General features: G+C 66.0%; 21 protein-coding genes. 6 read left to right on the top strand and 15 right to left on the bottom strand.

Features of this window, described 5'->3' with window-relative positions:
- Positions 1-127: 127 nt before the first annotated feature.
- Entirely contained in the window at positions 128-1048 is a 921-nt protein-coding gene (locus tag D9X30_RS20170; protein WP_153948740.1) for a LysR family transcriptional regulator, read from the bottom strand.
- A 161-nt stretch (positions 1049-1209) separates the two neighbouring features.
- On the opposite strand from D9X30_RS20170, the gene D9X30_RS20165 reads away from it, so the two are divergent.
- Positions 1210-1965 (top strand): SDR family NAD(P)-dependent oxidoreductase, encoded by a 756-nt coding sequence (locus D9X30_RS20165; protein ID WP_153948741.1) that lies wholly within the window; start codon positions 1210-1212, stop codon positions 1963-1965.
- Positions 1966-2073: 108 nt separating this feature from the next.
- Here the strand turns inward: D9X30_RS20165 and D9X30_RS20160 are convergent, their stop codons facing one another.
- The 3 genes from D9X30_RS20160 to hppD all read right to left on the bottom strand — a co-directional run bounded on the left by D9X30_RS20160 (position 2074) and on the right by hppD (position 5994).
- Complete coding sequence (locus D9X30_RS20160) at positions 2074-3270, bottom strand: amino acid aminotransferase (RefSeq protein WP_153948742.1); 1197 nt, start codon at positions 3268-3270, stop codon at positions 2074-2076.
- A gap of 68 nt (positions 3271-3338) precedes the next feature.
- Positions 3339-4727 carry an amino acid permease gene (locus D9X30_RS20155; protein WP_153948744.1) on the bottom strand — a complete coding sequence of 463 codons (1389 nt, stop codon included), beginning with the start codon at positions 4725-4727 and terminating at the stop codon, positions 3339-3341.
- A 193-nt stretch (positions 4728-4920) separates the two neighbouring features.
- Positions 4921-5994, bottom strand: a complete 1074-nt coding sequence (gene hppD, locus D9X30_RS20150; RefSeq protein WP_153948746.1) for a 4-hydroxyphenylpyruvate dioxygenase — start codon at positions 5992-5994, stop codon at positions 4921-4923.
- Between the two features lie 206 nt (positions 5995-6200).
- On the opposite strand from hppD, the gene D9X30_RS20145 reads away from it, so the two are divergent.
- A complete protein-coding gene (locus tag D9X30_RS20145) occupies positions 6201-6674 on the top strand; it encodes an Lrp/AsnC family transcriptional regulator (protein WP_153948748.1) in 474 nt (157 codons plus the stop codon).
- 181 nt (positions 6675-6855) lie between these two features.
- Here D9X30_RS20145 and D9X30_RS20140 read toward each other — a convergent pair whose 3' ends face one another.
- Positions 6856-7182 carry a thioredoxin family protein gene (locus D9X30_RS20140; protein ID WP_153948749.1) on the bottom strand — a complete coding sequence of 109 codons (327 nt, stop codon included), beginning with the start codon at positions 7180-7182 and terminating at the stop codon, positions 6856-6858.
- Positions 7183-7263: 81 nt separating this feature from the next.
- Positions 7264-9597 carry an ATP-dependent DNA helicase gene (locus D9X30_RS20135; RefSeq protein ID WP_153948750.1) on the bottom strand — a complete coding sequence of 778 codons (2334 nt, stop codon included), beginning with the start codon at positions 9595-9597 and terminating at the stop codon, positions 7264-7266.
- 116 nt (positions 9598-9713) lie between these two features.
- On the opposite strand from D9X30_RS20135, the gene xth reads away from it, so the two are divergent.
- Positions 9714-10685 carry an exodeoxyribonuclease III gene (xth, locus tag D9X30_RS20130; protein ID WP_153948751.1) on the top strand — a complete coding sequence of 324 codons (972 nt, stop codon included), beginning with the start codon at positions 9714-9716 and terminating at the stop codon, positions 10683-10685.
- A 145-nt stretch (positions 10686-10830) separates the two neighbouring features.
- On the opposite strand, the gene D9X30_RS20125 is transcribed toward xth, so the two are convergent.
- The 4 genes from D9X30_RS20125 to D9X30_RS20110 all read right to left on the bottom strand — a co-directional run bounded on the left by D9X30_RS20125 (position 10831) and on the right by D9X30_RS20110 (position 13676).
- Positions 10831-11436 (bottom strand): TetR/AcrR family transcriptional regulator, encoded by a 606-nt coding sequence (locus D9X30_RS20125; RefSeq protein WP_153948753.1) that lies wholly within the window; start codon positions 11434-11436, stop codon positions 10831-10833.
- Between the two features lie 229 nt (positions 11437-11665).
- Positions 11666-12115, bottom strand: coding sequence for a copper resistance protein CopQ (locus D9X30_RS20120; RefSeq protein WP_153948754.1), 450 nt, complete (start codon positions 12113-12115; stop codon positions 11666-11668).
- A 399-nt stretch (positions 12116-12514) separates the two neighbouring features.
- Positions 12515-13210, bottom strand: a complete 696-nt coding sequence (locus D9X30_RS20115) for a fumarylacetoacetate hydrolase family protein (protein WP_153948756.1) — start codon at positions 13208-13210, stop codon at positions 12515-12517.
- Positions 13211-13253: 43 nt separating this feature from the next.
- On the bottom strand, positions 13254-13676 hold the full coding sequence (locus tag D9X30_RS20110; protein ID WP_029050737.1) for a VOC family protein: 423 nt from the start codon (positions 13674-13676) through the stop codon (positions 13254-13256).
- A 122-nt stretch (positions 13677-13798) separates the two neighbouring features.
- On the opposite strand from D9X30_RS20110, the gene D9X30_RS20105 reads away from it, so the two are divergent.
- A complete protein-coding gene (locus D9X30_RS20105; protein ID WP_153948846.1) occupies positions 13799-14665 on the top strand; it encodes a LysR family transcriptional regulator in 867 nt (288 codons plus the stop codon).
- Positions 14666-14689: 24 nt separating this feature from the next.
- Here the strand turns inward: D9X30_RS20105 and D9X30_RS20100 are convergent, their stop codons facing one another.
- Both D9X30_RS20100 and D9X30_RS20095 read right to left on the bottom strand, forming a co-directional pair.
- The gene (locus D9X30_RS20100) at positions 14690-15988 is read right to left on the bottom strand and encodes an MFS transporter (protein ID WP_153948757.1); all 1299 of its coding nucleotides are present in this window, start codon (positions 15986-15988) and stop codon (positions 14690-14692) included.
- Between the two features lie 72 nt (positions 15989-16060).
- A complete protein-coding gene (locus D9X30_RS20095) occupies positions 16061-16687 on the bottom strand; it encodes a TetR/AcrR family transcriptional regulator (RefSeq protein WP_153948759.1) in 627 nt (208 codons plus the stop codon).
- A gap of 160 nt (positions 16688-16847) precedes the next feature.
- On the opposite strand from D9X30_RS20095, the gene D9X30_RS20090 reads away from it, so the two are divergent.
- Together D9X30_RS20090 and D9X30_RS20085 are read left to right on the top strand one after the other, a co-directional pair.
- On the top strand, positions 16848-17612 hold the full coding sequence (locus D9X30_RS20090; RefSeq protein WP_029050733.1) for an SDR family NAD(P)-dependent oxidoreductase: 765 nt from the start codon (positions 16848-16850) through the stop codon (positions 17610-17612).
- 215 nt (positions 17613-17827) lie between these two features.
- Positions 17828-19771, top strand: a complete 1944-nt coding sequence (locus D9X30_RS20085) for a methyl-accepting chemotaxis protein (protein ID WP_283780843.1) — start codon at positions 17828-17830, stop codon at positions 19769-19771.
- Between the two features lie 76 nt (positions 19772-19847).
- Here the strand turns inward: D9X30_RS20085 and D9X30_RS20080 are convergent, their stop codons facing one another.
- The 3 genes from D9X30_RS20080 to D9X30_RS20070 form a co-directional block, all read right to left on the bottom strand.
- Complete coding sequence (locus D9X30_RS20080; protein ID WP_194946550.1) at positions 19848-21098, bottom strand: BON domain-containing protein; 1251 nt, start codon at positions 21096-21098, stop codon at positions 19848-19850.
- A 221-nt stretch (positions 21099-21319) separates the two neighbouring features.
- Complete coding sequence (locus D9X30_RS20075) at positions 21320-21688, bottom strand: hypothetical protein (RefSeq protein ID WP_153948762.1); 369 nt, start codon at positions 21686-21688, stop codon at positions 21320-21322.
- A 220-nt stretch (positions 21689-21908) separates the two neighbouring features.
- Positions 21909-22307 (bottom strand): cupin domain-containing protein, encoded by a 399-nt coding sequence (locus tag D9X30_RS20070; protein WP_153948764.1) that lies wholly within the window; start codon positions 22305-22307, stop codon positions 21909-21911.
- Positions 22308-22373 lie beyond the last annotated feature (66 nt).

The following is a 22373-nucleotide window of genomic DNA, read 5'->3' as shown; positions in this document are numbered from 1 at the left end:
GGCGTCGCCGCTCCGGAAGCAGGCGGTCAGGGGTTGCGGCGAAGGCGGTGGGGAAGTGGGTTGGCGGTCATCGGGCATGGGCGGCAGTGTAACGCCGGCCAACGCGGGGCCGCCACGTGGCGCAGGCCTAGCGCCTGCCCGTGCAGTCGTACGGCGCGAACAGTGCCACCACCCAGTCCACAAACGCCCGCAGCCTCGCGCTCTGGTTTCTCGACGGGTGGAACACGATATGCAACGGATGCAGCGGCCGGCTCCATTCAGGCAGCAGAGGGACCAGCGCGCCGGATTCCACATGCGGCCGCGCCATGAAGCCGAAGGTCTGCGCCACGCCCAGGCCGCTGACCAGGGCCGTCAGGTGGCCCGTGCTCTCGTTGACAAACACGCCGTGCCGGTTGCGCACGTCCACGTCGATGCGCTCGCCGTCGCGCTCGAACAGCAGCGGCATCACGCGGCCCGTGAGCGACGAGAAGTAGCCCACCACGTCGTGGTCGGTCTGCAGCGCGGCCGGGTGCGTCGGCTTGCCGCGCGCGGCAACGTACGGCGCGGCGGCGTAGGTGCCCCAGTCCAGGCTGGCGACATGCCGGGCGATCAGCGACGTATCGGTCAGGTCGCCGCCCCGGATCACGCAATCGACGGCATCGCCGATCAGGTCGACATGGCGGTCGCCGACGCCGACTTCGAGCTGGATCTCGGGATACTTCGCGCGGAAGGACGGCAGGTTGGGCAGCAGGATCAGGTTGGCCAGCGATGATCCGATGTCCACGCGCAGGCGCCCACGCGGTGCGCCACGGGCATCGGCAAACAGCGTATCCATCTCATCCACATCGGCCAGCAGCTTGACCGCGCGGCGATAGTACGCCTGGCCCTCGTCGGTCACCACCACCTTGCGGGTGGACCGCTGGAACAGCTTGATGCGGAGGTGCGATTCCAGGTCCTGGATCAGCTTGGTGACGGTGGGGCGCGGAATGTTGAGCGTGTCGGCGGCCTTGCTGAAGCCGCCGGACTCGGCGATGCGGACGAACACGCGCAGGGCTTGCAGTTGATCCATGGGTCAGGGAAAGGCAAAAAACGGGCAGGGCGTGGCACCGCACGCAGTATGCCAGATTATTCATGGGAATGAATAATGATTTAATTTGGTCGCTGTTTATTCGAAAATCATTAACGCCTACAGTTGAGCTCATCCACTCTTCAACACGAAAGGAACACATCATGAGCAAGCGACTGGAAGGCAAGATCGCCCTGGTAACTGGCGGCACGAGCGGCATCGGACTGGCCGCCGCGCAGGACCTGGCCCGGGAAGGCGCGAAGGTGTATGTGACGGGCCGCCGCGCGGCGGAACTGGACAAGGCCGTGGCAGCCATCGGCCATGGCGCGGTGGGCGTGCAGGGCGACGTGACCCGCGAGGCCGATCTCGATGCGCTGGTCAAGACGATCCGCGAGGGCGATGGGCGGCTGGACGTGCTGTTCGCCAATGCCGGCGGCGGCACCATGGCGCCGCTTGGCGAGATCACGGCGCAGCATTTCGACGATACGTTCAATCGCAATGTCCGCGCCGTGGTGTTCACGGTGCAGAAGGCCCTGCCGCTGATGGGCAAGGGCGGTTCCATCATACTGACCGGCTCGATTGCCGGATCGACGGGCACACCGGCGTTCAGCATCTACAGCGCCTCGAAGGCGGCGGTGCGCGGCCTGGCCCGCAGCTGGGTGCTGGACCTCAAGGATCGCGGCATCCGCGTGAACGTGGTGAGCCCCGGTTCCACGCACACGGTGGGCCTGGCCGAGCTGGGCGGCGACACCAAGGCGGGCCAGGACGGGCTGCTGGGCTACCTGGCCTCGCTGGTGCCGATGGGCCGGCTGGGCGCCCCGGAGGAAATCGCCCGCGTGGTGACGTTCCTGGCGTCCGACGATTCGAGCTTCATCAACGGCGCCGAAATTGCCGCCGATGGCGGTCAGGCGCAGGTCTGAGCGGCAGGCATGGTTCGGACGATATCGTCCGGGCAAAGCAAAACAGCCACCAGAGGGTGGCTGTTTGCTTAAAACGCGAAGGCGCGTCGAAGGGGGGCGGCCCAGCTATCAGCCCTTCAGCACCTGGCCGATGGCGTTCGCCACCACGCCGACGTTGCGTTCGTTCAGGCCGGCCACGCACATGCGGCCCGAGCGCAGCACGTAGACGCCGTGCTCATTCTTCAGGCGGTCCACCTGGTCGGCCGACAGGCCGGTGTAGGTGAACATGCCGCGCTGCTTGATGTAACGCGACAGCTTCTCGCCGCTGACATGCTCGCGCAGCTGGTCGTGGATGGCCTGGCGCATGCGCGTGATGCGCTGGCACATGGCTGCCAGTTCCGTTTCCCAGCTCTGGCGCAGGGCCGGCGTGGTCAGCACACGGGCCACCACGCGGGCGCCGTGGGTGGGCGGGTTGCTGTAGTTGGCGCGCACGGCGCCGGTCAGCTGGCCCAGCACGCGGCTGGCTTCGTCGGCGCTCTGGCAGATCACCGAGAGACCGCCGCAGCGTTCACCGTACAGCGAGAAATTCTTCGAGAACGAATTGGCCACCAGCGCGGGCACGTTCCGGCGGGCCAGTTCGCGCACGGCAAAGGCGTCGTCATCCAGGCCCGAGCCAAAGCCCTGGTAGGCCATGTCGACAAACGGCAGCAGCTTGCGGGCCTTCAGCACGCCGATCACCTGGCGCCACTGGTCTTCGTTCAGGTCCACGCCGGTCGGGTTGTGGCAGCAGGCGTGCAGCAGCACGATGCCGCCCTGCGGGATGGCGTCGAGGGCCGCCAGCATGGCGTCGAACTTGAGGCCGCCGGTTTCGGCGTCGTAGTACGGGTAGGTATTGACCTTGAAGCCGGCGCGCTCGAACACCACGCGGTGGTTTTCCCAGCTCGGGTCGCTGATCCACATTTCCGCCGTCGGGAAATAGCGTTTCAGGAAGTCGGCGCCCACGCGCAGCGCGCCCGAGCCGCCCAGCGTCTGCAGCGTGGCGATACGCCCTTCGGCACGGGCGGCGCAGTCCTCGCCGAACACCAGCGCCTGCACGGCCTGGCGGTAGGCGGCGATGCCGGCCATCGGCAGGTAGGGGCGCGGGCCCATGTCCGACAGCAGCGCGGCTTCGGCTTCGGCCACGGCCTGCATGACGGGCAGGCGGCCTTCGTCGTCAAAGTAGATGCCGATGCTCAGGTTGACCTTGTTGGTACGCGGGTCCTGCTGGAAGTCCTCGTTGAGCGAGAGGATCGGGTCACCGGGAAAGGCTTCGATGTGTTCGAACATGGGATGCGTCTGGCTTGCGGGTTCAGGGGGGGCGGCGGCCCGGTGTGCGCACGGGCCGCCCAGGCAGGTTACTGGATCTGGGCGCTCGCGGCGGGCATGGCCGAACCGGCGCTCTTCTGCCGGAGGCGATAGCTTACGCCAAGAATGACCAGCCAGACCGGAATCAGGTAGACCGAAATGCGCAGGCCCGGGGTCAGGAACATCACCACCAGGATGCCGGCCAGGAAGATCAGCGTCACATAGTTGGTCAGCGGATAGCCCAGGCTCTGGAACGCCGTGGTCTTGCCTTCGGCGCGCTTGGCGCGGCGGAACATCAGGTGAATGATGCTGATCATGGCCCAGTTGATGATCAGGGCCGACACCACCAGACCCATCAGCAGCTCGAAGGCTTCGCCCGGCATGAAGTAGTTGACCAGCACGCACAGGCCGGTGGCCAGGGCCGATACGCCCAGCGCGGCCAGCGGAATGCCACGACGGTTCACCTTCATCAGCGCACGCGGGGCGTTGCCCTGTTGCGCCAGGCCCAGCAGCATGCGGCTGTTGCAGTAGACGCCGCTGTTGTAGACCGACAGCGCCGCCGTCAGCACCACCACATTCAGCACCGTGGCCACGATATCGCTGTTCATCGCATGGAAGATCAGCACGAACGGGCTGCCGCCGGTGACCACCTTCTGCCACGGGTACAGCGACAGCAGCACGGCCAGCGCGCCAACGTAGAAGATCAGGATGCGGTAGATCACCTGGTTGGTGGCCTTGGGAATGCTCTTGCCCGGGTTGTCGGCCTCGGCGGCGGTAATGCCCACCAGCTCCAGACCGCCGAACGAGAACATGATCACGGCCATCGCCATCACCAGTCCGCCCAGCCCGTTCGGGAAGAAGCCCCCGTGCTGCCACAGGTTGGCTACGCCGGCTTCGGGGCCGGCGCCGCCGGTACCCAGCATGTAGCCGCCAAAGCCGATCATGCCGACAATGGCCGCGACCTTGATGATCGAGAACCAGAATTCCATCTCGCCGAATGACTTCACACTGGCCAGGTTGATGGCGTTGATGACGACGAAGAAGCCCAGCGCCGATACCCATGTCGGGATGCCCGGCCACCAGTACTGGACGTAGATGCCCACCGCCGACAGTTCGGCCATGCTGACCAGGATGTACAGCACCCAGTAGTTCCAGCCGGACATGAAGCCGGCAAAGTGGCCGCAATACTTGTTGGCGAAGTAGCTGAACGAGCCGGCCACCGGTTCGTCGACGACCATCTCGCCCAACTGGCGCATGATGAAGAACGCGACAATGCCGGCCAGCGCGTAGCCCAGCAGCACGGATGGGCCGGCCAGCTTGATGGTCTGGGCAATGCCCAGGAACAGGCCAGTGCCGATGGCGCCGCCTAGCGCAATCAGCTGGATATGGCGATTCTTCAGGCCACGCTTGAGCGTGCCTTGGCTATCGGAAGCATGCATTGGGGTGTCTATCCTCTACCCATTCTTGTGGAATGGCGGCGCGCCTCTTTGGGGTTGGGCGCTTTGAAAAAACGCCGGCGCGGGTAACGCCGGACGCGGGGGTGCGCGCCGGCGAAAACCCGAGAGTTTACCGGCACACGCTTGGAAACGCAGAAGAAACGGGGCAGCCCGGTTCAGCGCCGGGCCGGATGCGTCACACCTTCAGCGTGCCGCGCTCGATCTGGTCGCGCTCGAGTGATTCGAACAACGCCTTGAAGTTGCCTTCGCCAAAGCCGTCGTCGCCGGAACGCTGGATGTATTCGAAGAATACCGGGCCCAGCACGGTCTTCGAGAAGATCTGCAGCAGCAGGCGGGGCTTGCCGCCTTCGGTGGTGCCATCCAGCAGGATGCCACGGGCCTTGAGCTGGTCCACGGGCTGGCCGTGGCCGGGCAGGCGGGTGTCCAGGGCTTCATAGTAGTAGTCGTTCGGAGCGCTCATCAGCTCGACGCCGGCCAGTTGCAGGCTGTCGATGACTTCGAGCAGGTTGTCCACGGCAAAGGCGATGTGCTGGATGCCTTCGCCGTTGAACGCCATCAGGAATTCCTCGATCTGGCCGGCCCCCTTGGACGATTCCTCGTTCAGCGGAATGCGGATCTTGCCGTCCGGCGCGGTCATCGCCTTCGAGGTCAGGCCCGTGTACTCGCCCTGGATGTCGAAATAACGGATTTCGCGGAAGTTGAACAGACGTTCGTAGAAGTTGGCCCAGTAAGCCATGCGGCCACGGTAGACATTGTGCGTCAGGTGGTCGATCAGCTTGAGGCCGTGGCCCTTCGGATGGCGGTCCACGCCCTCGATGTATTCGAAGTCGATGTCATAGATCGACTTGCCGTCCTCGAAACGGTCGATCAGGTACAGCGGCGCGCCGCCAATGCCCTTGATGGCCGGCAGGCGCAGTTCCATCGGGCCCGTGGCGATTTCCACCGGCTGGGCGCCCAGCATCAGCGCGCGGTTGTACGCCTTGTGCGAGTCCTTCACGCGGAAGGCCATGCCGCAGGCGCTGGGGCCATGTTCGGCGGCGAAATAGGCGGCTTCGCTATGCGGCTCGTTGTTGACGATGAAGTTGATGTCGCCCTGGCGATACAGCATCACGTCCTTCGAGCGGTGACGGGCCACCAGCGTAAAGCCCATTTTCTCGAACAGCGGTTCCAGCACGTTGGGGGTGGGCGAGGCGAATTCAACGAACTCGAAGCCCATCAGTTGCATCGGGTTTTCAAACAGGTCGGCCATGATCGGAGTACCTCGGGGGCGAGAGCGGGGATGGAAATAATATTTCGGTGAGGCAGCCGCGCGAGTGGCTTGGGGGACGCTTGGCGCGCTGCATGACGTGAGGAAATTGTAGAACCCGCCCGGCTAAATAGGATTTCGTAAGGCACGCAGGGAAACCCTGAAAGATGAGATAAGATTTCGCCGAACCGCCATCTCAGGAAATCAGAATGCAGCAAACCGACCTCGACCGCATTGATCGCCGCTTGCTGGCGGAACTGCAGGAACACGGGCGCGCCACCAACCTGGAACTGTCCGAGGCGATCAACCTGTCACCGGCCCAGACGCTGCGCCGCCACCGCCGACTGGAAGAGGGCGGCATCATCAAGCGGTATGAGGCGCGGCTGGACAGCACGGCGCTCGGGTTCGGCGTGACGGCGTTCATCCACGTGACGATGGAACGCGGCCATATTCGCGATTTGTCCAAATTCAAGGGGCTGGTGGCGGAACTGGCCCAGATCCAGGAGTGCTTCTCCGTGACCGGCGACATCGACTACGTGCTGAAGGTCGTGGCCAAGGACCTGAAGTCGCTGTCCGACTTCCTGCTCGACACCCTGATGCGCATCCCCGGCGTGAGCGGCGTGAAGTCAAGCGTGTGCCTGGACGAAATCAAGTGCACCAGCGCGATGCCGCTGGATTTGTGAACTGCCAGCGATGATTGTTCCCCGCGCCCGCCGTGCGAGAGCGCGAGGAGTCGATCATGCTGGACCTTTACCGCATCGCCATCAATCCTTCCCCACCACGATCCGGCCATCGCACGCCATCAAGGCGCGAATGGAACGTTCAGTGAGACAAAGCGAACCCGGGGACGGGAGCTTCGGGAAATCACTGGTCGATCTTGCGCATGGCCTCGGTAATGTCGCGGGTGTCGTTCGGGCGCACCAGGCGCGCCACCTCCTTGCCGTCGCGCAGGAACACCAGCGTGGGCCAGAGCTTCACGCGGAACGAGCGGCCCAGCGGGCGTCCGCTGCCGTCCTCTACCTTGATGTGGTCGATGGCCGGGTGCTGGCCGAAGGCCGATTCGATCAGCGGTTGCGCGCGCTGGCAGAAGCCGCACCAGGGGGTGCCAAACTCCAGGATGGTGGCGCCGCGCAGCGCATCGATCTCGTCGCGCGACGGCTCGGTCGTGGCAAATGTGTGGGTCATGCTCATCGGTTGGGGCTCCGTCGATACATGGGTCTGGGGATGGTCTGATGCCCCCGACACGCGATTTCCGCGCCAGCGGCGTAGCCGTCATTCTGCCAGCGACAGCGGGCGCGCGTGCGCCGGCGGCCCGGTAAGAATTTCCCACCATGCCGGCAAAAGGGCCTGCACTTCGGCGCGCGCATAGCGGTCGTCGATCAGCCAGACCACGCCGCGGTCCTGCTGGGTGCGGATCACGCGGCCGGCGGCCTGCACCACCTTGCGCAGGCCCGGATACAGGTAGGCGTAGTCGTAGCCTTGTCCGAACACGGTTTCCATGCGCTCGCGCAGCTGCTCGTTGACCGGATTGATCTGCGGCAGGCCCAGCGTGGCCACGAAGGCGCCAATCAGGCGGTCGCCTGGCAGGTCCACGCCTTCGGAAAACACCCCGCCCAGCACCGCGAAGCCGATGCCCTGGCCGCCGGGCGCGAAGGCGTCCAGAAACGCTGCCTGGCCTGCCTCGGTCATGCCTCGCGCCTGGGACCAGGCAGGAATGCCGGGGTGCTGCTCGGCCAGCAGCGCCGCCGCCTGCTGCAGATAGTCGTGGCTGCTGAAAAACGCCAGGTAGTTGCCCGGGCGCCGCGCAAACTGGTCGGCCATCAGTTGCACGATGGCGGGCAGCGAGCGCCGGCGCTGTGCGAAGCGCGTGGAAATATGGCGCGCGACGTGTACATCGAGCTGCTCGGCCTGGAACGGCGACGGCACTTCCACGCCTACCGCGCTGGCGGGCAGCCCCAGCAGGTTGCGGTAGTAGTCGGCGGGCTGCAGCGTGGCCGAGAACAGGGTGGTCGAATGCGCGCCCGCGAAGCGCGGGGCCAGGTAGGGAGCGGGCAGCAGGTTGCGGATGCACAGGTCGGCGTCGAAGCCAGTCCGCTTGCGCGGCGTGCGCGTGATGTCGAACAGCGAATGCTTGCCGCCGTATTCGGTCATCTGCTCGGCCAGCCGCAGGAAATGCATGGCGTCGAAATAGAAGCGTTCCAGCGCGGCGTCGTGCCGCTGCGGATGGTCGCTCATGTCGTCGATGATGGCCGTGCAAAGCTGCACCAGCGCCTCGACGAACGCGGCGGGCTCCTCGTCGCGCGTTTCGTACGGGGCATCGCCGGACTTGGCCAGCGCATGCCACTGCCGGTAGACGCGGTCCATCGGCCGCTTCAGCGCCGCCGGCGCGGCCAGCCGCACACCGCGGAACGCCGCATGGTCGAGCGTGGACGTGTACATCGCACGGCCCCGGTCCACGAGGTTGTGCGCTTCGTCCACCAGCACGCTGACGCGCCATTCGTTCATCGCGGTCAGCATGTACAGCAGCGCGCTGCGGTCGAAGTAGTAGTTGTAGTCGCCAACCACCAGATCGCTCCAGCGGATCATCTCCTGGGCCAGGTAATACGGGCAGACCTGGTGCGCGCGGGCGATGTCGCGCGTGGTGGCGCGGTCCAGCAGCGGCGCGCGACTGGCGGCGTCGCGGGCAGCGGGCAGGCGGTCGTAGAAGCCCTGCGCCAGCGGGCACGATTCGCCGTGGCAGGCGAGCTCGGGGTGTTCGCAGGCCTTGTCGCGGGCGGTCAGCTCCAGCACGCGCAGTGGCGTCTCGTCGGCGTTCTGCCTGAGCTGCCGCGTGGCATGCAGCGCCACGGCGCGCCCCGTGGATCGCGCCGACAGGAAGAACACCTTGTCGATGCGCTGCGTCGGCATGGCCTTGAGTGCCGGGAACACCGTACCGATCGACTTGCCGATGCCCGTCGGCGCCTGCGCCAGCAGCGTGCGCGCCGACGCGTTGGCCTTGTAGACCGATTCCGCCAGCAGGCGCTGCCCTTCGCGGAACGTGCCGTGCGGGAAGGCCAGCGCGGCCAGCCCGGCGTCGCGGCCCGTGCGATGCGCGGCCTCGCGTTCGGCCCAGTGCATGAAGCGGCGGCAGCTGTCCTCGAAGAATTCGCGCAGCGCCTGGGCCTCGAACCGTTCCTTGAGCACGCGTTCCTGCTGGCTCACGATGTCGAAATACACCAGCGCCACGTCGATCTGCTTCAGTTCGCGCGACTGGCACAGCAACCAGCCGTAGATCTTGGCCTGGGCCCAGTGCAGCGCCTGGTGATTCTGCGGAATCTCCACCTTCTGGCCGCGCACCGTCTTGATTTCTTCCACGCGGTTGGTCACGGGGTTGTAGCCGTCGGCACGCCCGCGCACCCGCAGGCCCTCGAAATCGCCCGACAGGGCCACCTCGGCCTCATAGCCCGGTCCGCGCCGGCTTGTCACCACGCCATGCCCGGCCACGCCTTCCTGCCCGGTGGGCGAGGGCGTGAAGCGCAGGTCGAGGTCGCCCGCCTTGGCCGTGAACTCGCACAAGGTGCGCACGGCAACGGTATAGCGGGGCGGGTTGGTAGATGTGGCGGACAAGACGCAAAAGGGAGTAAGGATCGCGGGACTGTATGAATATACAGTGATCGGACACCGACAGGAAATTCTGGCGCGCGAATCTAAGATGGAAACCGGCCTGAAAGGAGAACGTTCCGATGCATTCGCTCAAGATCGCCACCTTCAATATCAATGGGGTACGCACGCGCCTGCAGGCGCTGCTGAACTGGCTGGAACGCGAGGCGCCCGACGTGGCATGCCTGCAGGAGCTGAAGACGGTAGACGAGGGGTTTCCGATCGACGAGATTCGCGCGGCCGGATACGGGGCGATCTGGCACGGCCAGAAGTCGTGGAATGGCGTGGCGATCCTTGCCAGGGGCGCCGATCCGGTGGAGGTACGGCGGGGGCTGCCGGGCGGCGACGAGGACTCGCAGAGCCGTTACCTGGAAGCCGCCGTCGAGGGCGTGCTGATCGCGTGCCTGTACCTGCCCAACGGCAATCCGCAGCCGGGCCCGAAGTTCGACTACAAGCTGGCATGGTTCGAACGGCTGATCCGGCATGCGCAGACGCTGCTGGAGAGCGGCCACCCGGTGGTCATCGCGGGCGACTACAACGTGGTGCCCACCGATGACGACATCTACAACACGCGTTCATGGCTCAAGGACGCGCTGCTGCAGCCGGAAAGCCGCGAATGTTACCGCCGCCTGCTGGCGCAGGGCTGGACCGATGCGCTGCGTGCGCGCTATCCCGACGAGAAGATCTACACGTTCTGGGATTACTTTCGCCAGCACTGGCAAACCAATTCGGGGCTGCGGATCGACCATCTGCTGCTGAGCCCCGGCCTGCGGATGCGCGACGCCGGCGTCGACAAATGGGTGCGCGGCGAGGAGAAGGCCAGCGATCATGCGCCGGCATGGGTCGTGATCGACGCTGGCGGCGAGGAGCCGGGCGGGAAAGTCACGAAGGGGGCGGCGAAGGCAACCGCGAAGACATCCACGACGAGAAAGGCGGCGACGAAGGCGGTGACAAAGGCGGTGACAAAGGCGGCGACAACGAAAGCGGCCCCGAAGAAGGCGCCCGCAAAGCGGGCCGCCGCGAAGAAGGCTGCAGCCGGGAAAGGCGCCTCGTAAACAAACGAAAAAACGTAAACGAAAAAAATCGCCGGAGGACGATCCCGGCGTCGGAGAAATGGGTGACGCCCGTCGCGAGAGCGGACGGCGGGCGTCGGGCGCCTGAACCGGGGCGCCCAGAAAACTGTTCAGGCCCGGATGGTCATCAGGCCATCGCCGGTTCGTGCTCGGCCACTGCGCACATCGAACCGCGCACGGCACCCAGCAGCATGTCGGCCGCGGCGTCCAGCCGGTCGCTGGAGCCCGACATCCGCGCGGTGATGATGCCGTTCTGGATCGCGCCATACAGCACCTTGGCCAGCAACGGCGGCGGCACCGGGTACGGCTGGCCGCGTTCGGCCTCGGCGCGGCGCAACAGGTTCGCGATCCAGGTTTCATTTGCCTGGAAATGTGCCTGCAGGTAGCTGCGGATCGCATCGGGCAGCGCCAGCACCTCGGCGGACAACATGCCGGCCAGGCAGATCTGGTTCAGCTCGATATCGTTGCGCAGCGGGCCCACATATCGCTCGGCCTGCTCGATCAGCGGCAGCGATGTGTCGATGGCCGCCAGCCGGGCCTGCGAGCGTTCACGGTACAGGCGCACCACTTCCAGCACCAGATCGTCCTTGGCCGGGAAGTAGTAGTGGATGCTCGATGTCTTCACGCCTACCAGCTCCGCGAGGTCGCGGTAGCTGAAACCGTTGTAGCCCCGTTGCCGGATCAGCACGGAGGCGTGCTCGAGCAATTGATCGCGTACGGAATGCGTTTTCATGTCAACTGTCCGCGCCTTTTGTGGCGATGGACCCTCCGGTTGTTCGCCCGCCCGGCCTTTCAGATGGACAGGTTCTGCGCAACCAGCGAGAGGACTGCGCCGCTGGTGAGGCAGAGCACCACCCAGCCGCCCAGGATCAGGGCTGTGTCACGCAAGGTCATGATGAAGCTCCTGGTATCTGTTCCGGCCGTGCCCGCGGTCTCTACCGGGGCACGGCCGTGGCGGGGGCTCAGGCGAGGGCGCCGTCGGTGTACACGTCGAAGTTGCGCGACGGTTCGGACGAGACACCCGTGCGGTCCAGGCCGGCGACGGTGCGGGCACCATCGGTGTACGGGTCGAACTTGTCGATCTTGGCGCCGTCGGTGAACGGGTCGGCCTTGCCGACGCGCGCACCATCGGTGTAGGCGTCGCGGTTGCCGATGCTGGCCACCAGGCCGTCGCGGTTCGTCACGCGGGCACCGTCGGTGAAGGCGTCGCGGTTACCAAGGCGGGCGCCTTCGCTGAAGGAATCGAACTTGCCCTGGCGGGCGCCATCGGAAAATGCGCTGCGTTGGTCTTGCACGCGGTAGCTGTAACCGTAGACTTCGCCAGTCTTCTGCGCGGCGGGGGCGGCCTGGACAGCGCCAGTCACAAAAGCGGCGGCGAGGGCGGCGGCGGTAACGATGGTCTTTGCGTTCATGATGCTCTCCTTGGCAAGGTCGGCGATCCGGGTTCGTGTGTGGATCGCTGGCCGATGTCTGTGCTGCGAATCAGGGGTCTTTCTTCTTGCTGCTATCTACTGCTAGATAGATACGTTGCGCTAAAAAAAAGACCGCTTCCGGTACTGACAAACAACTTTGTGATGCTTGGATTCGGCTGCGCGGCTTGTGTCGTTTGCTGCGTTGCGTCGTCCATGGCTCGAATATTATCTACTACTAGATAGATAAGCAAGGAGAATTTGAAGAAATTCCGATGTTCGAGGTGGAGGGTTCGCTCTAGCTGCGGTGGCTCCCCACGATAAGTTATTGAATCCAAAAGAAAAAAGCGGTAATGCCGGGCGCTCCGACATCACCGCCTTGTGGCAGCCGTAGGGCCCGGTTTACCGCTTGCCGATCGTGAAAGCGATCTCGCCGACACCTTCGACGCCAGCCGTCACCGCGTCACCGGGGTTCAGCGCGCCCACGCCTGCCGGGGTGCCGGTAAAGATCAGGTCGCCCGGCTGCAGGGTCATGGCCTCGGAGATATAGGCGATGACGTCGGCCACGGGCCAGATCAGTTCGGTCAGGTCGCCTTGCTGGCGCGTTTCGCCGTTGACCTTGAGCCAGATGGCGCCCTTGGCCGGATGGCCGATTGCCGAGGCCGGTTGCAGCGGGCCGCACGGACCCGAGGCGTCGAACGACTTCGACCAGTCCCATGGGCGGCTCATCTTCTTGGCCACGTCCTGCAGGTCGCGGCGCGTCAGGTCCACCCCCACGCCGTAGCCCCACACCAGATCCAGCGCCTGCTCGGGTTTGACGTTGGCGCCGGCCTTGCCAATGGCCACCACCAGTTCGATCTCGTGATGCAGGTTTTCGGTCAGCGGCGGATACGGCACGAGACCTTCGGCCGCCACCACGGCGTCAGCCGGCTTGGTGAAGAAAAACGGCGGCTCGCGGTCGGGGTCCTTGCCCATCTCGCGGGCGTGCGCGGCGTAGTTGCGGCCCACGCAGAACACGCGGCGGATCGGAAAACGGGCCTGGCTGCCGGCAACGGCCACGCTCGCCTGCGGCGCGGGTTGGATCACGAAATCGGTCATGTCTCGCTCTGTCTCGCTATCAGTTGGGACGGGTTGCCCCGGATTACTTCGCAAACACCTGGCTCAGGTCGCCAAAGGCCTTGAATTCGAGGGCGTTGCCGGACGGGTCCAGGAAGAACATCGTGGCCTGCTCGCCAACCTGGCCCTTGAAGCGCACGTGCGGCTCGATCACGAACTTCGTGCCGGCGGCGCGCAGTTTGTCGGCCAGGCGTTCCCATTCGGCCATCGGCAGGATCGCGCCGAAATGGCGCACCGGCACGTCGTCGCCATCCACGGCGCTGGTGGCGCGATGGCCGCATTCGTCCGGCGACAGATGCGCCACGACCTGATGGCCGTAGAAGTTGAAGTCCACCCAGGCGTCGGAACTGCGCCCCTCGGGGCAGCCGAGCAGATCGCCATAGAACTGGCGCGCGGTGGCGAGGTCGTGCACCGGGAAGGCAAGGTGGAACAGGGGAATGGCGCTCATCGCTGTGACTCTTTTGCAAGGCGGTTGTGGAGTGTGTCGTTGATTGTAATCAGCAGAACTCGTAATATGAAACGAATCATTTTTTGACTAAGTATCGAAAATTTCGATGCTTGAACCGCCTCTTGCTGCGCTACTTCAAGACTTTCCTCGTGGCCGCCGAAACCGGCTCGTTTTCCGCTGCCGGCACGCGGCTGGGCCTGACGCAATCGGCCGTAAGCACCCAGATCCGCCGCCTGGAAGAGGATCTGGGCTGCACGCTGTTCGATCGGTCGGGCAAATCGGTGGCATTGAGTGACGAAGGCCGCCAGATGCTGGACGATGCCGCGCGGATCGTCGGCCTCTACGAATCGATGAAAGGTGCGCGGGCCCAGCGTGACATGGCGCCGCTGGATCTGGGGGCCGTGTCGACTGTGCAATCGAGCCTGCTACCTCAGGCGATGCAGCGTTTCAGGGTGGCGCACCCGGACACCCACGTGAACATCGTGCCGGGCATGTCGACGCAGTTGCTGACCCAGGTGGATGCCCGCGAACTCGACATCGCCGTGCTGGTGAAGCCGCGGCTCGGCATTCCGCCAGAACTGAAATGGGGGCCGCTGATCCGCGAACGGTTCGTGGCCGTGGCGCCGCCCGACGCGCCGGACGATCTGAAGACCCTGCTGCAGACCGTGCCGTTTATCCGCTACAACCGCCATTCCACGGGCGGGCAGCTGGTGGATCGCTACCTGCGGCGGCACCGGCTGTGGGTGCGCGAAGGCATGGAGCTGGACGAGCCCGCCGTGATCCTGCAGATGGTGAGCGAAGGGCTGGGCTGCGCGATCATTCCGTCGGCCCTGGTGCCGCTGCGGCAGACCCCGCATATCAAGGAAGTGCCGATGCCGGGCCAGCCCCTGTATCGCGAGATCGGCGTGCTGGTGCGGCAGTCGGCGCTCAAGCGTGCGCCGGCTGCCGCCCTGATCGACGCGTTCGTGGCGGCAAGCCGCGAACGCTGAGGGGCAAGGAAGGACCGGGACGTCTCAGGCCCGTGCAGGCTGCGGTGTGGCTTCTGGTGCCTTGCGGCGCACCATAAGCGCCAGCAGCGCGGCCACCAGGCAAGCGCTGCCCGCAACGTACAGGGCCGGCGAGTAGGTGAGCCACAGCGTGCGTGACAGCCCGGCGCCAAATGCCGCCGTGGCCGCGCCGATCTGGTGCGCGGCGAAGATCCAGCCAAACACCATCGGGGCGCGCTCGCGGCCGAACGTGCTGCCTGCCAGCTTGATGGTGGGCGGTACCGTGGCGATCCAGTCCAGACCGTAGAACATGGCGAACACGGACAGGCCATAGAGCGTGAATTCCGAGTGCGGCAGCCAGAACAGCGACAGGCCGCGCAGCGCGTAGTACCAGAACAGCAGCTTGCGGCTGTCGTAGCGGTCCGACAGCCAGCCGGACATGATGGTGCCGACGAAGTCGAACGCGCCCATCATCGCCAGCGCCGAGGCGGCCGGTACGGCCGACATGCCAAAGTCTGCGCACAGGGCGATGAAGTGGGTCTGGATCAGCCCGTTGGTGGAGAGCCCGCAGATAAAGAACGTGCCGGCCAGGATCCAGAAGGTCTGCGTGCGGGCCGCCTCGCGCAGCACCACGAACGGACCCGACCACGACAGGGGCGCGGCCGGCGCCGGCGCCGCGGCAACCGCCGCCGGTACTTCGCCATAGGGCGCCAGGCCAACGTCAGCCGGCCGGCCACGCAGGAAACCCAGCACCACCACTGCCAGCGCGGCACATGCCGCCAGTACCGGCAGCACTGCCACGCGCCAGCCCATATGCTCGATCAGCCATGCCGCGACGGGCAGGAAGGCGAGTTGCCCCGTGGCGGAGCTGGCGGTCAGCACGCCGATCACCAGCCCGCGCCGCGCCGTGAACCAGCGGTTGGCCACCAGTGCGGCCAGCACCAGGGCCGTCAGTCCGGAGCCGACGCCCAGCATCAGGCCCCAGGCGACAAACAGCTGCCAGATCTGCGTGGATATCGTCGCCAGTGCCATGCCACCGGCAATCAGCGCCAGAGCGGCACAGACCACGTTGCGGACACCGAATCGCTCCATCAGGATGGCCGAGAACGGCGCCATCAGCCCGAACAGCGCAAAGCGGAAGGCCAGGATCGATGACACCTGGTCGGTACTCCAGCCCATCTCGGTGGTCAGCGGTTTCAGGAAGGCGCCGGGCAGGCCGAGCGCGGCGGAAGTGGTCAGCATCACGCAGAACGTGATGGCGGCGACGATCCACGCGTAGTGGATGCCGCGCCGGTCCAGCCGGCGGGATAGGGCTTGCGCAAACATGGGGCTCCGTTGGGGGCGATGGATTGGAAGGAGGAATGGCATCGACGGGGTCTGGCGCGATGCCCAGGGCGATCAGGCGGGGGCGGCCTCGCCGGCGTGCAGCAGCCAGGCGCGCGCGGCGTCCAGGATGTCGTCGGAAAGGGCGTCGCCCGCCGTGGCGCGTGCCAGCGTGACGGCACCGACCAGCGTGGCCATTTCCAGCAGGGCAGTGCGGTGCGCGACGGTGTCGTCGGCACCCGGCTCCCGGGCTGTCGTATCGGGGGCCAGCGTCTTCCAGGCGGCCAGCAACTGCTGGATGCCATCCAGAAAGGCGCCGCGTACGGGCTTGCCGGCCGGTTCGCGCGCCACGTCGCCCACCAGTGCCGACGCCGGGCAGCCATGCTCGGGTGCGTCGCGATGCACTTCACTAAGGTACTGCTCCACCAGAAAGCGCCGGGCGGCATGGCGGTCGCCGCCGGCCTGCTGGATCCGCTGCCGCCAGCGCGCCGCCGAATCGGCAAATGCCCGCGCGCAGCCTGCCGCCGCCAGGTCGTCCTTCGACGAAAAATGGCCGTAGAAGCCGCCGTGGGTCAGCCCGGCATCCGCCATCACCTGCGCAACCGTGACGCCGTGCAGGCCGTGTTGCCGGAACAATCGTGCCGACGCAGCCTCGATGGCTGTCCTATGCTGATCGGCGACTGCCCGTGATGCGCGTGCCATGTCGATCTCCTTGTCGCAAATTCTTGAAAACGAGCTTGACCGGATTTTAGATGATGTCCATACTTTATTCAATAAATGTTGGTCGTCATGCGAAAACGCAGCGGACGGCCGGCAATGGAAGTGTTGCAACCTGTTCCTCATCCCCAAAGGAGAACCTGTCATGTTCAAACTGTTCGATATGTCTGGCCGCGTCGCGGTCGTCACTGGCTCCACCAAAGGCATGGGCCTGGAAATGGCGCGCGCCCTGGGCCAGGCCGGTGCCCGCGTAGTGGTGTCGGGCCGCGACGCCGCGGTGTCCGACAAGGTGGCGGCCGGCTTGCGCGAACAGGGCATCGATGCCACGGGCATTGCCTGCGACATCGTCAGCCTCGACAGCGTGCGCGCCTTTGCAGACCAGGTGCTGGCCAGGTTCGGCCGCGTGGATGCGCTGGTCCTGAACGCCGCCGGCAGCACGGCGGTCGGTTCGATGCTGGGCCAGGGGCCGGAGCAGTTCGACGAGGTGATGGCCGGCAACGTGCGCGGCAACCTGGTGCTGGTGAACGCGCTGGCGCCGCAGATGATCGAACGCAAGGACGGTTCGATCATCTTCATGTCGAGCATTGCCGCGCGGCGCGGCTCCGCCATGCTGGCCCTGTACAGCATCTCGAAGGGCGCCACCGATCTGGCCATGCGCAACCTGGCGCAGACGCTGGGCCAGTACAACATCAACGTCAACAGCATCAACCCGGGTCCGGTGCGCACGGACTTTTCGCGCGACGCGCTGTGGGGCGACCCCGAACGCGAAAAGGCGTTGTCCGCCAATATCCCGATGCGCCGCATCGCCGAGGCCAGCGACGTCGCCGGCCTGGCGGTGCTGCTGGCATCGCCGGCTGGCCGTTATATATCGGGCCAGACCATCGGCCTGGACGGCGGCGCCACGGCGTAGCATCGCGTCCTCCGCGCAGCGCACGAGCGCGCGGCCGGCTGCTTGCATGAGCGGCCGGCCCGCGCTTTTTTTGGGCATTCGGCACCCGCGTTGTGCGGCGAACGCACTGGAGTTGTGCGACATCAAAAAGTCAGTGAAATAGCGGGAAAAATGGCTTTATTCCTATGAATTGAAGCCGTTACAGCGGGCTATGAGACCTTTGAACTAGGACGATCGTGCCCGCATTCCTCACCCCCGCCATCCGGTTGATGTCCCGCCTGACCATCACGCGCAAGCTGGTGCTGCTGTCCGTACTGTTCCTGATTCCGCTGTGCGGGGCGCTGTTCGCGGTGCTGAACCAGTCGGTGCAGTCGATTCGCGATACGCAGGACGAGCAGCGCGGCCTCAAGCTCGTCGGCATCGCGCTGGACTTCATGCGCGAAACGCAGGTACGCCGGGGCGCCGCCAATGGCGTGCTGCTCGGCAACGCCAGTTTCCGGCCCACCTTCGAGGCGGCCGACGCCAAGGCCGCGCAGCATCTGGCGGGCCTGCTGGGGGAATCGGCCGCCATCGGATCGTTTGGCATCGCGCCCGACGTACAGAAGCTGGACGAATCCTGGCAGCAGATCCGCAAGCTTGGCCTCGACACGCCTGCCGCGCCGCTGTTCGAGCGCCATACCGCGCTGGTCAGGCAGACGCGGTTGTTCATCGGCGACGTGGCCGACCATTCGTCGCTGGCGCTTGATCCCGAGGCCGGCTCCTACTACCTGATCAACCTCACCGTGGGTCCGATGCCCAAGCTGGCCGAAGTCAGCGCGCTGGCGCGCGGGCGGGGCGCCGGCATCATCGCGCAGGGCGGCTATTCCGACGCCGCGCAGCAGGCGGAGCTGGCCGCGCTGGCCGACCAGATCCTGGACGGGCTGGAGGCGGCACGCCGCGACATGGCGCGCGTGGAGCGCGCCGCGCCACAGTATCAGGCCCGCGTGGGTACGGCGATGAAGCAGCTGGCGGCCGTGGACAATTTCTATCGCACGCTCAAGGTCAGCATGCTGGGGTCGGCCGGTATCACGATCGACGCCAAGTCGTACTTCGCCGAGGGCACCGCCGCAATCGAAGCCGTATCGGCGGTCAGCCGCGAGTTCACGGCCCTGGCGGACGTCATGCTGGCGCGGCGCGTGGCCGCCGAGCAGCGCAAGCTGGCTGTGCTGGCCGCCATTGCGCTGCTGACCGTGGGCGGCGCGCTCTACCTGTTTGCCGGATTCAGCCGTGGCATGCGTGACGACGTGCGCGATGTGGCCGACCTGGTGGCACGCATCAACGACGGCGACCTGGGCGTGCAGATCGCGGCGCGCGGCCGGGACGAACTCAGCGACGTCAAGCGGCATCTGATGACGCTGGTGGAGGCATGGCGCGGCATCATCGGCGATACGCGCGACAGCGCGCAGAACGTGCTGGTGGCGGCGGGGCAGATCGCGCAAGGCAATGCGGACCTGTCGCAGCGCACCGAGGCGCAGGCGTCGTCGCTGGAGCAGACGGCGGCCAGCATGGAGGAACTGACGTCGATCGTGCAACAGAACGCCGGCAACGCCAGCCAGGCCAGCACGCTGGCTGCCGAAGCCGCCGGCATTGCCGTGGCGGGTGGCCAGTCCGTCGGCCGCATGCGCCAGACCATGAGCGAGATCGAGGCCGATTCGCGCCGGATCGTCGATATCATCGCCGTGATCGACGGCATTGCGTTCCAGACGAATATCCTGGCGCTCAATGCGGCCGTCGAGGCTGCCCGAGCCGGCGAGGCAGGGCGAGGCTTCGCGGTGGTGGCGGGCGAGGTACGCACGCTGGCCCAGCGCGCCGCCAATTCGGCCAAGGAAATCCGCACGCTGATTTCGCAGTCGGCAGGCCGTGTCGCCGATGGCACGGCGCTGGCCGTCGATGCCGCCGCCACCATGAGCGAAGTGGTGACGGCGGTGCAGCGCGTGACGACGATGATGGACGAGATCAGCCGCGCGTCGCACGAGCAGAGCGGCGGCATTGCGCAGGTCAATCAGGCGGTCACCCAGATGGACCAGGTCACCCAGCAGAACGCGGCGCTGGTGGAAGAGGCTGCGGCGGCAGCCAGGGCCCTGCAGGAACAGGCCGAGCGGATGGAGCAGACAATGAGCGTGTTCCGGTTCGCGGCATAGACTGCGTAAAACGGAAGCCCCAAAGCAAAGCGCCCGCTTCGCAGCGGGCGCGTCTTCCCGGCGGGCTTGACTGGCCTTACCAGCCGTTGAAGCCGCCGGCGCCGGTGACAGCGGCATCCACGTCCTGGCGTTGGACGCGGATGTTGTTTTCCACTTCCGTCACGCCGAACGTGTTGTCGGCCAGATCCTCGATATCGTATTTCTGGCCGCGCGTCTGTACCGTGCCGCCAAGCGTGACCTTGCCCTTGTCGACGTCGACCGACACCTCGCGCACGTCGATGCCGGTGGTAAAGGTCAGCCGTTCGCAGATCTCGTCGCGGATACGCTCGTCGGTGCGCGTGTAGCCGCGCGGGCCGGTGCGCTTTTTCATGGCGCCGGGGCCGAACCAGTCGCTGACGGCCTGGCCGATGCGGTGGCCAAGGTTGTAGAGTGCGCCGTGCTCCGACTCGCGGTCGTCGTCATGGTCTCGCCGCGCATCGCGCCAGCGTCCGCCGGCGTCGCGTCCGGATTGGGAATAACCGCGCTCCCGGTCATCGCTGCCGCCGCCCATGTAGTCGCGCCCGTAGCGTTGTGCGTGGTAGTCGGGACGGCTTTCGCCCCACTCGTCGCGCGGCTCCGTCCAGTAGCGGGTATCGCTGCGCAGGTCGTTGAAGTAGGCGGTGTGGCCGCTGCGCTGGCCGCCGCTCTGGCCCCGATATGCCGGGGCGCGTTGCTCTGCCGTGCGCAGCCAGGCCTGGTCTGCATTGCCGAAGCCGCGTTCGTTGCGCCGTTCGCCCGACCCCCGGCCTCCTCGGCCGCCCTGGCCCGGCTGGCTGCGCTGCCAGGGGTCGCCGCTACCGCGGTCGTCCTCTTCGTCATTGCCGTAGCTGCCGTAGTTGCCGCCGGAGCCATACTGGCCAAACTCGCCCTGCCGGCGGTGCACGCCATAGTCGGCGCGTCTGCGCTCATCGCCCAGATCGCCGTAATCGCCATATTCGCTGGCGTACTGGCGGCTGCGGTATTGCTCTCGCTGGCGCCAGTCCTGGTCGTCTTCCGGGGACTCGCCATAACCGCCGTTTAGTCCGTATTGCAGATCGCTGCCGCGATCCTCCCGGCCGCGATAGCCCGATGGTGCCGGACCGCCTTCGCTTAGCTGCCCCGGCGTCAGCCGCTGGCGGCGCCGCGCGTCGTCCCAGTTGTCACCGAACGATTCGGGCTGCCAGTCCTGATCCTGCCAGCGTGAGCCGCGGCCATCGTCCCAGGGATCGCCCAGGTCGTCGTCGCGTCGGTTTTCATCGGCTCGCCAGGGGGTGTTCCGGCGATTGCGCTCGCTGTGGTAGTCGCCCATATTGCGCTCCTGAAGGTTGCGGGATCGCCATGCGTGCAATGCGGCGTGCCGCATCGCACCGTTGGCCATTCGTACAATCTGGCAAGTTCCGTACCGTGGCGACGACGCCTTGTGTGGACTGGCATGGCGGGCGGCCGGGCGCTGGGGAAACCACGCCGTTCCATGCAAGCCTTGCGAGGCTGCGTGTAAAGACTGCACGCCCGCGCCGGGTGCGTTTGGGCTCACTGCGTGTTCACGCGGCGGATGTTTGTGGCCGGCGGCGAAACGTTGGCGGCGGGCGAAGCGGGGGCGGGCGGAACAGGCGCAGGGTCGCCGGGCACCGCATGGGGTTCGCGCACCGGCGCAATACCTTCCACCGTGTGGAATGGGTGGCTGTTCGCGTAGTCCGTGGCCACTGCTTCCAGAAAATTCGTGGGACGCGGCGCGGCGGGCGGGGGTAATGCCTTGTCCGCATGGGCGGCCGTGTGGAAGCAGAGCAGCAGGACGCGCAGCAGCAGGATAACGTCGCGAATCCGGTAACGGATGATGTGGGCTTGACCGTGGGGAGGCGGCGCGACGACGCCCGGCCGCAACTGTGGCGGAATCAACATGGCAGTTCTCCGGGAAAGGAGCAATACGCTCCGGATCAGGGTCGAGACGCGGCGCCGCGCTCGATGCGTCTGATTGCAGGGAACATGCCACCGCCGTAAGCCGGCCGGGCGCCTGGCGCCCGTCACATTCTGCGGATAAAACTACGCAAACTGCTACGTCATTCCAACACCTGACATCGCAATTCGTTGGGCAAATGCCAACTACCAGAGTACCGGCGCGTCAGATCCAGACGTCGTTCTGCGCCGTGCGGTCGCCGCCCTGGTCGCCAGTGTTGACCACACCGCGCGGCTCGATCAGCAGCATGCGGACTTCCGCCTCCGCGACCGGCCTGTGTTCGACGCCTTTGGGTACCACGTACATTTCGCCCGCATTGACGATCACGTGGCCATCGCGAAAGTCGAGACGCAACTGGCCGTCGAGCACGATGAACGTCTCATCGGTATCGGCGTGCTGGTGCCAGATGAACTCACCCTCGATCCGGACGATCTTGAACTGGTAGTCGTTCATCTCGGCAATGACGCGCGGCTGCCAGTGGTCGGTGAACAGGCTCAGCTTCTGGGCGAAATTGACGGCGCTGGCAGCGCGATGGGTGGGGACTGCGACGGGCGATGGCTGCATGACAAGGCTCCTTGTGGCGTATGGGACAGAAGGCCGAGTCTGCGCCTGTGTCGGCGCACGGTCTTG

This window comes from Cupriavidus sp. U2, assembly GCF_009663685.2.
Lineage (GTDB): Bacteria > Pseudomonadota > Gammaproteobacteria > Burkholderiales > Burkholderiaceae > Cupriavidus > Cupriavidus necator_C.
Note: the sequence above shows the minus strand (reverse complement) of the source record. Positions and strands in the feature narration are given on the sequence as shown.